At 68.6% G+C, this 13,345-nt stretch carries 11 protein-coding genes; 9 read left to right on the forward strand and 2 right to left on the reverse strand.

Annotation, left to right across the window (positions count from 1 at the left end; genetic code table 11):
- Nucleotides 1-77: 77 nt before the first annotated feature.
- Complete coding sequence (mntR, locus tag A5688_RS19225) at nucleotides 78-770, reverse strand: manganese-binding transcriptional regulator MntR (RefSeq protein WP_067839667.1); 693 nt, start codon at nucleotides 768-770, stop codon at nucleotides 78-80.
- 101 nt (nucleotides 771-871) lie between these two features.
- On the opposite strand from mntR, the gene A5688_RS19230 reads away from it, so the two are divergent.
- From A5688_RS19230 to A5688_RS19250, 5 genes are all read left to right on the forward strand, one after another.
- Entirely contained in the window at nucleotides 872-1,843 is a 972-nt protein-coding gene (locus A5688_RS19230) for a bifunctional riboflavin kinase/FAD synthetase (protein WP_067839669.1), read from the forward strand.
- A gap of 186 nt (nucleotides 1,844-2,029) precedes the next feature.
- Complete coding sequence (gene rpsO, locus A5688_RS19235; RefSeq protein WP_067269087.1) at nucleotides 2,030-2,299, forward strand: 30S ribosomal protein S15; 270 nt, start codon at nucleotides 2,030-2,032, stop codon at nucleotides 2,297-2,299.
- A gap of 367 nt (nucleotides 2,300-2,666) precedes the next feature.
- Nucleotides 2,667-4,925 (forward strand): polyribonucleotide nucleotidyltransferase, encoded by a 2,259-nt coding sequence (locus tag A5688_RS19240; protein WP_082955159.1) that lies wholly within the window; start codon nucleotides 2,667-2,669, stop codon nucleotides 4,923-4,925.
- Nucleotides 4,903-6,285, forward strand: a complete 1,383-nt coding sequence (locus A5688_RS19245) for a M16 family metallopeptidase (protein WP_067840021.1) — start codon at nucleotides 4,903-4,905, stop codon at nucleotides 6,283-6,285. The genes A5688_RS19240 and A5688_RS19245 overlap by 23 nt, the downstream gene beginning before the upstream one ends.
- Nucleotides 6,286-6,289: 4 nt before the next feature.
- Nucleotides 6,290-7,315, forward strand: coding sequence for a nitronate monooxygenase (locus tag A5688_RS19250; protein WP_067912936.1), 1,026 nt, complete (start codon nucleotides 6,290-6,292; stop codon nucleotides 7,313-7,315).
- Nucleotides 7,316-7,329: 14 nt separating this feature from the next.
- On the opposite strand, the gene ald is transcribed toward A5688_RS19250, so the two are convergent.
- Nucleotides 7,330-8,445 (reverse strand): alanine dehydrogenase, encoded by a 1,116-nt coding sequence (ald, locus tag A5688_RS19255; RefSeq protein ID WP_067839678.1) that lies wholly within the window; start codon nucleotides 8,443-8,445, stop codon nucleotides 7,330-7,332.
- Nucleotides 8,446-8,535: 90 nt separating this feature from the next.
- Here ald and A5688_RS19260 point away from each other — a divergent pair, with 90 nt between their 5' ends.
- From A5688_RS19260 to A5688_RS19275, 4 genes are all read left to right on the forward strand, one after another.
- Nucleotides 8,536-8,997: an SRPBCC family protein gene (locus A5688_RS19260; RefSeq protein ID WP_067912939.1), complete on the forward strand. Its 462-nt coding sequence runs from the start codon at nucleotides 8,536-8,538 to the stop codon at nucleotides 8,995-8,997.
- Nucleotides 8,998-9,021: 24 nt separating this feature from the next.
- A complete protein-coding gene (locus A5688_RS19265; protein ID WP_067912942.1) occupies nucleotides 9,022-10,485 on the forward strand; it encodes a flavin-containing monooxygenase in 1,464 nt (487 codons plus the stop codon).
- Between the two features lie 162 nt (nucleotides 10,486-10,647).
- Nucleotides 10,648-11,556, forward strand: coding sequence for a metal-dependent hydrolase (locus A5688_RS19270; RefSeq protein ID WP_067839686.1), 909 nt, complete (start codon nucleotides 10,648-10,650; stop codon nucleotides 11,554-11,556).
- Nucleotides 11,557-11,560: 4 nt separating this feature from the next.
- The gene (locus A5688_RS19275; protein WP_067912945.1) at nucleotides 11,561-13,345 is read left to right on the forward strand and encodes an SDR family oxidoreductase; all 1,785 of its coding nucleotides are present in this window, start codon (nucleotides 11,561-11,563) and stop codon (nucleotides 13,343-13,345) included.

Consider the following 13,345-nt stretch of genomic DNA (forward strand, 5'->3'; position numbering starts at 1 on the left):
CCGGGGATCGCGAGCGTAACCGCACTGCGAAAATCCGGGCCGCAGATCGCAGCCGGCTTACGCTCGCGGAAACCGAATTAGGCCACCACCCAGATCGCCCGGGCGGCGGGGCTGCCCAGCTCGACCGTGGTCTCGGCGCCGTCGCCGGAGTCGATCGCCACCGAGATCATGCCGGCGAATTCGCGCCGGGTCAGGACCCGCAGCCGGGAGTCGAGGTTGATGCCGACGTCCGTGAAGTAGCGCAGCATCTCGGGGTCGGAGTCGGAAATGCGCGCCACCGTCCCGGTGTCGCCGTCGCCGCACGCCCACAGCTGGCGGGCCGGCGGGGTGGGCACCTGCCCGTCCGAGGCCGGGATCGGGTCACCGTGCGGGTCCCGCTGCGGGAACCCCAGCTTGGCGTCGATGCGGGCCACCAGGCGATCCGACACCGCGTGCTCGAGCACCTCGGCCTCGTCGTGCACCTCGTCCCAGGCGTAGCCGAGCTCGTTGACCAGGAAGGTCTCCAGCAGCCGATGCCGGCGCACCATCTCCAGCGCCGCCCGGCGCCCCGCCTCGGTCAGCGTCACCGCCCCGTACTTTTCGTGATCGACCAGGCCCTGCTCGGCGAGTTTGCGGATGGACTCCGAGGCCGTGCTGGCCGACACCCCGATCTTTTCGGCCAGCATCTTGGTGCTGACCTTTTCCAGTGACCACTCCTGGGCATTCCAGATGACCTTCAGGTAGTCCTGGGCGACCGCGGTGATACCGCCACGCTCTTCGTCAGCCCTCACACCGAGCAAGTTTAGGCAACCCAAGCCTGATCGTGTGCTCCTCGACACCCTCGCGGATGCGGATCTCCCGGCGGACCACTCGGCGCCGTAGGCTTGCGGTCGTGCAGCGGTGGCGCGGCCAAGACGAGATTCCCACGGACTGGGGCAGGTGTGTGCTCACCATCGGTGTGTTCGATGGTGTGCACCGCGGCCACGCCGAGCTGATCGCGCATGCGGTGAAGGCGGCGCGGGCCCGCAACGTCCCGACGGTGTTGATGACGTTCGACCCGCATCCGATGGAAGTGGTCTACCCCGGCAGTCATCCCGCGCAGTTGACGACGCTGACCCGGCGCGCCGAGCTGGTCGAGGAGCTGGGCATCGACGTCTTCCTGGTGATGCCGTTCACCACCGATTTCATGAAACTCACGCCGGAGCGCTACGTGCACGAACTGCTGGTGGAGAACCTGCACGTGGTCGAGGTCGTGGTGGGCGAGAACTTCACCTTCGGCAAGAAGGCGAGCGGCAACGTCGAGACCCTGCGGCGCGCCGGGGACCGCTTCGGGTTCGCCGTCGAGTCGATGTCGCTGCTGTCCGAGCACCACAGCAACGAGACCGTCACGTTCTCGTCCACCTACATCCGGTCCTGCGTGGACGCGGGTGACGTGGTGGCGGCCATGGAGGCCCTGGGCCGTCCCCATCGCGTCGAGGGCGTGGTGGTCCGGGGTGAGGGACGGGGCATGGAGCTGGGGTTCCCGACCGCCAACGTGGCGCCGCCGATGTATTCGGCCATCCCGGCCGACGGCGTGTACGCCGCCTGGTTCACGCTGCTCGGCCACGGTCCGGTGACGGGCACCGTCGTCCCGGGCGAGCGTTACCAGGCCGCGGTGTCCGTCGGCACGAACCCGACGTTCTCCGGGCGCACGCGCACCGTCGAGGCCTTCGTCCTGGACACCACCGCCGACCTCTACGGCCAATACGTGGCGCTGGATTTCGTCGCGCGCATCCGGGGGCAGCACAGGTTCGATTCGGTGAAGGAGCTGATCGACGCGATGGGCACGGACACCGACAAGGCGCGTCAGCTGCTCACCGATTAGTGGCGATCGCAAGCGTGGCGTGGCCGGGCGCGGCGGGTCGCCACGATCGGCCCGAGCCGGGTCCGACGATTCGGGCCGGGCGCCTTCCGGCTGCTAAACTCCCGGACGACATCGGCGCGTGCTGCGGTTCGCGGTGGCCGCGCCCTCAACAGTTACCTTTCGCGGACCGATTGATGGAGATAGTTCGTGGCGCTGACAGCCGAGCAGAAAAAAGAAATCCTGGGCACCTACGGCCTGCATGGCACCGACACCGGTTCCCCCGAGGCACAGGTCGCGCTGCTGACCAAGCGGATCGCCGACCTGACCGAGCACCTGAAGGTGCACAAGCACGACCACCACTCGCGGCGCGGGCTGCTGCTGCTGGTCGGACGCCGCCGGCGGCTGCTCAAGTACGTCGCGCAGATCGATGTCGAGCGGTACCGCTCGCTGGTCGAGCGGCTTGGCCTGCGTCGCTGACGCACGCCTCACCGGGGCGTTAGCGGCCCCGCAAGTTCGGAAGCGATATGGCGGGCAGAGGTCGCCCGTGTAGAGTAAGGACGTTCTGGGCCGGTTCGGCCCGAGCAAACGGTGCGGTCACGCAGATCCGCGTGTGCCGTTCCAGCGTGTCACTACGCACGTTCGAGGGAGCAGCCAGTCTGCATCGGGCGGTCTTCGGTAGTGGCTGCCGGGCTCTCCGGATCTGGGGCAGGTCGGCCGCTTCGATCGATGGCCGTAGCCGTATTCAGACTCAGCGCCTCCCGCGGGTGACCCGCGGCCGTCAGGCCTGCGGTTCGCGCGTGGCCACGCGAAAAAGCTGAATACAAGAGAGGCCGTACGGACGTCTATGTCTGTCGCTGAAATTGAAGAGGGCGTGTTCGAGGCGACCGCCACTATCGACAACGGGAGCTTCGGCACCCGCACCATCCGTTTCGAGGTCGGCCGGTTGGCCCAGCAGGCAGCTGGCGCCGTGGTCGCGTACCTCGACGACGAGAACATGCTGTTGTCGGCGACCACCGCCAGCAAGAGCCCCAAGGAGCATTTCGACTTCTTCCCGCTGACCGTCGATGTCGAGGAGCGGATGTATGCCGCCGGCCGCATCCCCGGTTCGTTCTTCCGCCGGGAGGGCCGTCCGTCCACCGACGCGATCCTGACCTGCCGGCTCATCGACCGGCCGCTGCGCCCGTCGTTCGTCTCCGGGCTCCGCAACGAGATCCAGGTCGTGGTGACCATCCTGAGTCTGGACCCCAACGACCTGTACGACGTTCTGGCGATCAACGCCGCCTCGGCCTCCACCCAGCTGAGCGGCCTGCCGTTCTCCGGCCCCATCGGGGGCGTGCGGGTGGCGCTGATCGACGGCACCTGGGTCGCGTTCCCGACCGTCGAGCAGCTCGAGCGGGCCGTGTTCGACATGGTCGTGGCCGGCCGCAAGGTCGACGGTGACGACGTGGCCATCATGATGGTCGAGGCCGAGGCCACCGAAAACGTCATCGAGCTCGTCGAGGGCGGCGCCCAGGCGCCGACGGAAACCGTTGTGGCCGAAGGGCTCGAGGCCGCCAAGCCGTTCATCGCGGCGCTGTGCACCGCGCAGGAGGAGCTGGCCGGGGCGGCCGCCAAGCCGACCGCTGACTACCCGACGTTCCCCGACTACCAGGAGGACGTGTACTACTCGGTGGCCTCGGTGGCCACCGACGAGCTGGCCAAGGCGCTGACCATCGGCAATAAGGCCGAGCGCGACGGGCGGACCGACGAGCTCAAGGCCGAGGTGCTGGCGCGGCTTGCCGAGACCTACGAGGGCCGCGAGAAGGAGGTCAGCGCCGCGTACCGGTCACTGACCAAGAAGCTGGTCCGCCAGCGCATCCTCACCGACCATTTCCGCATCGACGGCCGCGGCATCACCGACATCCGCGCGTTGTCGGCCGAGGTCGCCGTGGTGCCGCGGGCGCACGGCAGCGCGCTGTTCCAGCGCGGTGAGACCCAGATCCTGGGCGTGACCACGCTGGACATGGTCAAGATGGCCCAGCAGATCGACTCGCTGGGACCGGAGACCTCCAAGCGCTACATGCACCACTACAACTTCCCGCCGTTCTCCACCGGCGAGACCGGTCGCGTGGGTTCGCCCAAGCGGCGTGAGATCGGGCACGGCGCGCTCGCCGAGCGCGCCCTGATCCCGGTGCTGCCCGGCGTCGAGGAGTTCCCGTACGCCATCCGGCAGGTGTCCGAGGCGCTGGGCTCCAACGGCTCGACGTCGATGGGTTCGGTCTGCGCGTCCACCCTGTCGCTGCTGAACGCCGGTGTGCCGCTGAAGGCGCCGGTGGCAGGCATCGCGATGGGCCTGGTCTCCGATGACGTGGAGGTGGACGGCAAGACCGAGCGCCGCTTCGTCACCCTGACCGACATCCTGGGCGCCGAGGACGCGTTCGGCGACATGGACTTCAAGTGCGCCGGCACCAAGGACTTCGTCACCGCGCTGCAGCTGGACACCAAGCTCGACGGCATCCCGTCGCAGGTGCTGGCGGGCGCGCTGGCACAGGCCAAGGATGCACGCGTGACGATCCTCGAGGTCATGGCCGAGGCCATCGACGCACCCGACGAGATGAGCCCCTACGCGCCGCGGGTGACCACCATCAAGGTTCCGGTCGACAAGATCGGTGAGGTGATCGGGCCCAAGGGCAAGGTGATCAACGCCATCACCGAGGAGACCGGCGCGCAGATCTCCATCGAGGACGACGGCACCGTGTTCGTCGGCGCCACCGACGGGCCCTCGGCGCAGGCCGCGATCGACCGGATCAACGCCATCGCCAACCCGCAGCTGCCCACGGTCGGCGAGCGGTTCCTCGGAACCGTGGTCAAGACAACCGACTTCGGTGCGTTCGTGTCGCTGCTGCCCGGTCGTGACGGCCTGGTGCACATCTCCAAACTCGGTAAGGGCAAGCGGATCGCCAAGGTCGAAGACGTGGTGAACGTCGGCGACAAGCTGCGCGTCGAAATCGCCGACATCGACAAGCGCGGCAAGATCTCGCTGGTTCTGGTGGAGGAAGACAGCTCGGCTCCTGCCGATGCTCCGGCGGCCGCTCCTGCCGATGCCGCGACGGCGAGCAGCTGACTCCTCGACCGGGACGCGTCCCGGTCGAGCCGGCGCGCTGCACCGGAGTACCGCCGATGAGGTGGAATCGGGGCCCCAGGCCGCACTGCGGCGCACCACGCTGCCGGGCGGCCTGCGGGTGGTCACCGAGTACCTGCCCTCGGTGCGTTCCGCATCGGTGGGGGTCTGGGTCGGCGTCGGCTCGCGCGACGAGGGTGCCACCGTCGCCGGCGCCGCGCACTTCCTCGAGCACCTACTGTTCAAGTCGACCCCCAGCCGCACCGCGGTGGACATCGCGCAGGCGATGGACGCCGTCGGGGGAGAGCTGAACGCGTTCACCGCCAAGGAACACACCTGCTACTACGCGCATGTGCTCGACAGCGATTTGGCGCTGGCCGTCGACCTGGTCGCCGACGTGGTGCTCAACGGGCGCTGTGCGGCCGACGACGTCGAGCTGGAACGCGACGTCGTCCTCGAAGAGATCGCGATGCGTGACGACGACCCCGAGGACGCACTCGGCGACATGTTCCTGAGCGCCCTCTTCGGTGAGCACCCGGTGGGCCGTCCCGTCATCGGCACCGCGCGGTCGGTGGCGTCGATGACGCGAAACCAGCTGCACTCGTTTCACGTCCGGCGCTACACACCCGAGCGGATGGTGGTGGCGGTGGCCGGCAACGTCGACCACGACGAGGTGGTCGCGTTGGTGCGCGAGCACTTTGGGCCGCATCTGGTCCGCGGGCGCGACCCCATCGCGCCGCGCAAGGGTGCCGGACGGGTCGGCGGCCGCCCCGCTCTGCTGGTGGGCAACCGGGACGCCGAGCAGGCTCACGTGTCGTTGGGCGTCCGCACGCCCGGGCGCGGCTGGGAGCACCGCTGGGCCTTGTCGGTGCTCAACACCGCGCTGGGCGGCGGCCTGAGCTCCCGGTTGTTCCAACAGGTTCGAGAGCTGCGCGGGCTGGCCTATTCGGTGTACTCGACGGTGGACGTCTTCGCCGACAGCGGCGCGCTGTCCGTGTATGCCGCCTGCCAGCCCGAACGGTTTGCCGACGTGATGGCGGTGACCGGCGACGTGCTGGATTCGGTGGCCCGCGACGGCATCACCGAGTCGGAATGCCGCATCGCCAAGGGATCGCTGCGGGGCGGCCTGGTGCTCGGCCTGGAGGATTCCAGCTCGCGGATGAGCCGGCTCGGTCGCAGCGAGCTCAACTACGGCAAGCACCGCAGCATCGAGTACACCCTGCAGCAAATCGATCGGGTGACTGTAGAGGAGGTCAACGCGGTGGCCCGCCGGCTGCTCGACCAGCGCTACGGTGCCGCGGTTCTGGGTCCCTACGCCACCAAACGGTCACTGCCCCAACGACTTCGGGCGATGGTAAGTTAGCCGAATGGTACTGGGCTTCTGGGACATCGTGGTGCCCATCGTGGGTGCACCCATGGCCGGCGGGCCCGGGACTCCGGCGTTGGCCGCGGCGGTGTCCAATGCGGGCGGGCTCGGTTTCGTCCCCGGCGGGCATCGCAGCGCCGAGCAGTTCGCCGAGGACATCGCCGCGGCGCGCAAGGCCACCACCGGCCCGCTCGGCGTCAACTTGTTTGTGCCCCAACCCAGCGTCGCCGATTGGGTGGCGCTGCACTACTACGCGGCGGAGCTCGAAGAAATCGCCGAGCACTACCAAGTGGAGGTCGGTCACCCGCAGCACGGCGACGACGACGAGTGGGAACAGAAGCTCGAGGTGGTGGCCGACGTGCGGCCCGAGCTGGTGTCTTTCACGTTCGGCGTGCCACCGCCCGACGTGATCCGGCGGCTGGGCGCGCTGGGCCTGCTGGTGATGGTCACCGTGACATCGGCCTACGAGGCCGGCGTGGCCGTCGCGGCCGGCGCGGACAGCCTGGTGGTCCAGGGCCCCGCGGCCGGCGGGCACCGCGGCACCTTCGCTCCGGACATGGAACCCGCCAGCGAATCGCTGCACCAGCTCATCGACCGCATCCGCAACGCCCACGACGTCCCGATCATCGCGGCGGGCGGACTGGGCACCGCCGACGAAGTCGGGGCCGTGCTGCGCAGGGGAGCGGTGGCGGCCCAGGTCGGCACTGCGCTGCTGCTCGCCGACGAGGCGGGCACCAACTCGGCGTACCGGGTCGCCCTGAAGAACCCGCTGTTCGCCACCACCGTTGTGACACGGGCCTTCTCGGGTCGCTACGCGCGCGGTCTGGAAAACGACTTCACCCGCACGCTCGATCACGTCGCGCCGCTGGGCTATCCCGAGGTGAACCAGATGACCTCACCGATCCGGGAGGCGGCCGCCGCCATCGATGATCCCAACGGGATGCCGCTATGGGCCGGGACGTCGTTCAAGCACGCCTGCGCGGGCCCCGCGGCCGACATCATCGCCAGTCTCGCGGCAACCAGTTAGCCCGCGCATACCGGTCAGCCCAGCACGCCGGCCGGGTCGGCGAACGGCAGACCCAGGTCGGTGGCCACCTGTTCGGACAGCAGCCTGCCGTCATGCGTCGAAAGGCCTTTGGCCAGAGCATGATCCGACCGGCACGCCGCCTGCCAGCCACGATCGGCCAGCGCCAGCACGTACGGCATGGTCGCGTTGGTCAGCGCCACCGTCGACGTCTTGGGCACCGCGCTGGGCATGTTCGCCACGCAGTAGAACACCGTGTCGTGCACCGCGAAGGTGGGGTCATCGTGCGTCGTCGGCCGGGAGTCCTCGAAGCAGCCACCCTGGTCGATCGAGATGTCGACCAGCACCGCACCCGATTTCATCTGCGAGACAAGGGAATTCGAGATCAATTTGGGCGCTTTGGCGCCGGGCAGCAACACCGCGCCGATGACCAGGTCGGCGCGCTTGACGGTGCCCTCCAGGTCGTAGGCCGATGAGTAGCGGGTGCGGACCTGGCCGCCGAACTCCGCGTCGAGCAGCCGCAGCTTGTTGATGTTGACGTCGAGAACCGTGACCGTCGCCCCCATGCCGCCGGCGACCCGTGCCGCGTTGTAACCGGCCGTGCCCGCGCCGATCACCACGACGTCGGCGGGTTTGACACCCGGCACGCCGCTGATCAGCACGCCGCGCCCACCGTGGGTGCGCATCAGGTGATAGGCCCCCACCTGAGCGGACAGCCGGCCGGCGACCTCGCTCATCGGCGCCAGCAACGGCAGTGTGCCGTCGGCGGTTTGGACCGTCTCGTAGGCGATCGACGTCGTTCCGGACGCCAACAGCGCTTCGGTGCACGCGCGCGACGCGGCCAGATGCAGATAGGTGAACAGGATCTGGTTGCGCCGCAACAGGTCATATTCGGCCGGCACCGGCTCTTTGACCTTGAGCAGCAGGTCGGCCTCAGCCCAGACCTGTTCGGCCGTATCGGCCAGTTGGGCGCCCGCCGCTTTGAACTCCGAATCGGTGATCGCCGATCCATCCCCGGCGCCGGCCTGCACCAGCACGTCATGGCCGCGGCCGGTCAGCTCGGCGACGCCGGCGGGGGTGATGGCCACCCGAAACTCATTGGTCTTGGTCTCGGTCGGTACGCCGACTCGCATGATCGCCCCTTGGTTGCCGGTTCACAGTCAAGTGTGAAGAAAGTTCGCGGGGGGCGCAAAAGGTTGGTGTTTGCTGGCTATGATCGGCCAATGACCGACCCATCCGTCAAGGCCACCGTGCGGATCGACGCCCGCCCTGACGTGGTGTACCGGCTCATCACCGACCTGCCCACGCTGGCCGAACTGGCCGAGGAGGCGGTGGTGATGGAGTGGCGCAAAGGCGACGCGGTGAGCCCGGGCGCGGTGTTCACCGGCCACAACCGCAGCGGCAGCCGGCGCTGGAGCACGAGGTGCACGGTCACCGACGCGGAACCGGGCCGTCGCTTCGCGTTCGACGTCAGCCACACGATCCTTCCGATCGCCCGCTGGCAATACGACATCGTCGCAGCCGACGGCGGGTGCGAGGTCACCGAAAGCACCTGGGACCGCAGACCCGGATGGTTCCGCAAGGTCGCCGGCAAGGCCACCGGCGTCAGCGATCGCGCGGCCGCCAACACCGAGCACATCCGGCTCACCCTGCAGCGCCTCAAGCAGCGCGCCGAGACCGAGTAGCCCGACGACACCACGGAGTCCGACATGACGCGACGCGATCCCACCGTAGCCGTCATCGGAGCCGGCATGTCGGGGCTGTGCGTCGCAATCGCCTTGCTGCGCAACGGTATTACCGATGTCACCATCTACGAGAAGGCCGACGAGGTGGGCGGCACCTGGCGCGACAACACCTACCCGGGTCTGGTCTGCGACATCCCCTCGCGGGTCTACCAGTACAGCTTCGCCAGAAACCCCAACTGGTCGCACCTGTTCTCACCCGGCGGCGAAATCCAGGCCTATTTCCGCGACATCGCCGACCGTTACGCGTTGCGGGAACGGATCCGCTTCGGCACCGAGATCCGCCACGCGCGGTTCGACGACGGCCGCTGGGTGCTGCGTACCGACGCCGGAGAGGAACAAACGGTCGACTTTCTGATCTCGGCCACCGGAGTGCTGCATCACCCGCGCATGCCATCGATCGCCGGATTGGATGACTTCGGCGGCAACGTCTTTCACTCGGCGCGCTGGGATCACAGCGTCGACGTGCGGGGCCGGCGCGTCGCGGTCATCGGCAACGGGTCGACGGGCGTGCAGCTGGTGTGCGGTCTGGCCGGGGTGGCCGGCCACGTCGCGCTGTTCCAGCGGACCGCGCAGTGGGTGCTGCGGCTGGCGAACCCACGCTACAGCGGCTTCACCGCGATCACCCGACGAAGGATGCCGTGGCTGGATGGGTTGGCCTACCGGCTCTACAGCCTCGGATTCGACTACTTCGCGGTCGGACTGACCAAGCCGGGCCTGCGCCGAAAGATCATGGCGGCGCTGTGCCGCGCCAGCCTCTGGGAAATCCGCGACCCCGAGTTGCGGCGGGCGTTGACTCCCGACTACACGCCGGCGTGCAAACGACTGGTGATGTCGAACGGTTTCTACCGGGCGATGCAGCGCGACGACGTCGAGCTGGTCACCGAGGGCATCGATCATGTGGAACGGCGCGGCATCGTCACCGCCGACGGCGTCCTGCACGAGGTGGACATCATCGTGCTCGCCACCGGATTCGACACGCACGCGTTCTTCCGGCCGATGGAGCTGATCGGCCGGGAAGGCATTCGGGCCAACGACGTCTGGCGCGACGGCCCCCGGGCCTACCAAACCGTGGCGCTGTCCGGCTTTCCCAACTTCTTCATGATGCTGGGGCCGCACAGCCCGGTGGGAAACCTCGCGCTGACGACCGTGGCCGAGTCGCAGGCCGACCACATCGTGGGCTGGATCGAGCGCTGGCGCCGCCGCGAATTCGACACGATCGAGCCGACCGCCGCGGCGACCGAGCGTTTCAACGCCAAGCTGCGCGCCGCGATGCCGGACACCGTGTGGACCACCGGCTGCAACAGCTGGTACCTCAATAAGGACGGCGTGCCCGAGGTGTGGCCCCTGACCCCCGCCGAACACCGCCGGATGCTGGCCAATCCCGAACCCGGCCAGTACGACCTGCGGCGGGTTGAGGTCGGCGGCTGAGGTCTGCGGCTGAGGTCGGCGGCTGACTAAACCGGCTGAGGATGCCCGCCGAAGAACCCAGTACCGGCGGTTTCGCATATCTGGGTCGCGTCCCTATACTTGGGACGCGCGACGTCCGCCGCACAGTGTGATCGAGGGCTAAACGCCGAGCTAGGGGGCACGATGCTGACTGTCGACAACCAGGCGGCGGGTCCGCACGACGCCTCGCTGGACCACGAGCGACTGGTGCTCGAGGCCCGCGATGTGGACTTCGACTGGGCGCAACTGCCGTTCCACTACGTGCCCGGCGAGCCGTTCACCACCCACGTCCTCAACGTGCTGCACCTGCTACTGCCCGCCGGCGAAGAGTTCTTCGTCGAGGTGTTCAAGCAGACGCTGCCCCTGATCAAAGACGACCAGCTGCGGCTGGACGTCCAGGGCTTCATCGGCCAGGAGGCCGTGCATTCGCAGGCCCACGCCAACGTGCTCGCCCACTTCGCCGCGCGCGACATAGACCTGACCCCCTACACCGGCCAGATCAAGTGGCTGTTCGACAAGCTGCTCGGCCCCCGGCCCGGCTGGAGCCGGCGCCGCCGGCAGAGCTGGCTCCTCGAGCAGGTTTGCATCGTCTCGGCCATCGAGCACTACACCGCCATCCTGGGGGAGTGGATCCTCGACTCACCGGCCCACGACCGGATCGGCACCGACCCGGTGATGCTGGACATGCTGCGCTGGCACGGCGCCGAAGAGGTCGAACACAAGGCGGTGGCCTTCGACACCATGAAGCACCTGCAGGCCGGCTACTGGCGGCAGGTGCGCGCGCAGCTCGTCGTGACGCCCGCCATGCTGCTGTTGTGGATTCGCGGCGTGCGGTTCATGTACTCGCGGGACCCCCACCTGCCGGCGCGCACCAAGCCGCGCTGGCGGGACTACTTCGCCGCGGCGCGCCGCGGTTTGGTGCCCGGGCCGCTGCGCTTCGTCCGGGCGATCGGCAACTACTACCGGCCGGGCTTTCACCCGTCGCAGCTCGGTGGGGTGGGGCTGGCCGTCGACTACCTGGCCATCTCACCCGCCGCGCGAGCCGCGCACTGATCCGATGACCAGCACCTCGACCATCACCTCGACCATCACTGCCGGCGACGGCGTCACGCTGGCCGTGCACCGGTACACCGACATCGACCCGGCGCGCCCAACCATCCTGGCAATTCACGGTTTTCCGGACAACCACCATGTCTGGGACGGCGTGGCCCAGGAGCTGGCCGGCCAGCCCTACAACTTCGTGGCCTACGACGTGCGGGGGGCCGGTGAATCGGCCCGTCCCGCAACGAGATCCGGATACCTCTTCCCGCAGCTGGTTTCCGACATCGCTGCGGTGATCGACAGCCTGGGCGTCGGGCGGGTGCACCTGCTCGCACACGACTGGGGGTCGATTCAGGCGTGGGCGGCGGTCACCGACGACTCTGTGATGGGCAAAGTCGGCTCCTTCACCTCGATCTCGGGCCCCCACCTGAACTATGCCGGCGCATTCCTGCGGTCGGCCCGCACGCCGCGGGCCGCGGCCCAGGTCATCAGGCAGCTCATCTCGTCGGGCTACATCGGCTTCTTCTTGTGCCCTGTCGTGCCGGAACTGTCGTTTCGCTCGCACGTCGGCGTGAAAGTCGTTGAGGCCCTTGAACGCATCGGCCGCTCGAGCACGCGCAGCCAGCGCCACGACACCCTGCGTTCGGTCACCGACTATGTGCACGGGCTCAACCTGTACCGGCAGAACATGCCGGCGCCCATGGTGGCGCCGGGACGCCGGCTGCCCGAGACCACGGTTCCGGTCCAGACCGTGGTTCCGCGCCGGGACATCTTCGTCACCCCCGCGCTGCAGCGGTTCACCGGCGCAATTCCGGACGGCGGCAGGGTGATTGAGATCGAGGGCGGCCACTGGGTGGTGACGTCGCGTCCCGACGTCATCGCCCGGCTGACCGCCGAGTGGGTCGACCGCAACGTCGGTGGCTCAGGCTCGACCGAGGTGCGCCGCGCCGGACCGGCCGAGGTGCGCGGCGAGCGGCGCGAGGTGCGCGGCAAACTCGCGCTGGTCACCGGGGCCGGCGCCGGAATCGGCCGGGCCACGGCGGTGGAGCTGGCCCGGCACGGCGCTCGCGTGATCGTGCTCGCCGATCGTGATGTCGCCGCCGCCAACGAAACCGCCGACGCCGTCCGCGCCGCGTGCGCCGGGGCCGCGGTCTACCAGGTCGACGTCAGCGACGAGGCCGCCATGAACGCCTTTGCGGCGCAAGTACGCAAGGAACACGGCGTGGTCGACATCCTGGTGAACAACGCCGGCATCGGGATGGCGGGCCGGTTCTTGGAGACGAGCTCGGCGAACTGGGAAGACATCATGGGCGTCAACGTCGGCGGTGTCATCTCGGGCAGCAGGGCGTTCGGCGCGCAAATGGTCGAGCGCGGCGAGGGCGGAACAATCATCAACGTGGCGTCGGCGTCGGCGTACCTGCCATCGAAATCCATGGTCGCCTACAGCACGACGAAGGCGGCCGTGCTGGCGCTCAGCGAGTCCCTGCGGGCCGACTTCGCCGACGAGGGCATCAGCGTAACGGCGGTGTGCCCGGGATTCGTGAACACCAACATCGCCAAGAACACGATCTACGCCGGGATGAGCGCGCAGCAGCAGGAGCGGGCGCGGGCGAAGGCCGATGCCGCCTACCGGCGCCGCAACTTCACCCCCGAAGCCACCGCCAAGGCGATCGTCAAGGCAGTCAGGACCGGTCCGGCCGTGTTGCCCATCGCCGCGGAGTCGCGGATCGGCTACGCGATGCGGCGCATCAGCCCGGGCATGATCCGGCTGTTCGCGCGCTTGGACATTCGGCAGACGTAG

Origin of the sequence: Mycobacterium mantenii (genome assembly GCF_001667865.1) — a bacterium.
Taxonomy (GTDB): domain Bacteria; phylum Actinomycetota; class Actinomycetes; order Mycobacteriales; family Mycobacteriaceae; genus Mycobacterium; species Mycobacterium mantenii_A.

What these genes read in the sequence shown, in the direction of transcription:
- A5688_RS19240 (WP_082955159.1), top strand. Translation starts at nt 2,667, where the DNA reads ATGTCTGTCGCTGAAATTGAAGAGGGCGTGTTCGAGGCGACCGCCACT.
- A5688_RS19250 (WP_067912936.1), top strand. Translation starts at nt 6,290, where the DNA reads ATGGTACTGGGCTTCTGGGACATCGTGGTGCCCATCGTGGGTGCACCC.
- A5688_RS19270 (WP_067839686.1), top strand. Translation starts at nt 10,648, where the DNA reads ATGCTGACTGTCGACAACCAGGCGGCGGGTCCGCACGACGCCTCGCTG.
- ald (WP_067839678.1), bottom strand. Translation starts at nt 8,445, where the DNA reads ATGCGAGTCGGCGTACCGACCGAGACCAAGACCAATGAGTTTCGGGTG.
- A5688_RS19245 (WP_067840021.1), top strand. Translation starts at nt 4,903, where the DNA reads ATGCCGCGACGGCGAGCAGCTGACTCCTCGACCGGGACGCGTCCCGGT.
- A5688_RS19275 (WP_067912945.1), top strand. Translation starts at nt 11,561, where the DNA reads ATGACCAGCACCTCGACCATCACCTCGACCATCACTGCCGGCGACGGC.
- A5688_RS19260 (WP_067912939.1), top strand. Translation starts at nt 8,536, where the DNA reads ATGACCGACCCATCCGTCAAGGCCACCGTGCGGATCGACGCCCGCCCT.
- A5688_RS19265 (WP_067912942.1), top strand. Translation starts at nt 9,022, where the DNA reads ATGACGCGACGCGATCCCACCGTAGCCGTCATCGGAGCCGGCATGTCG.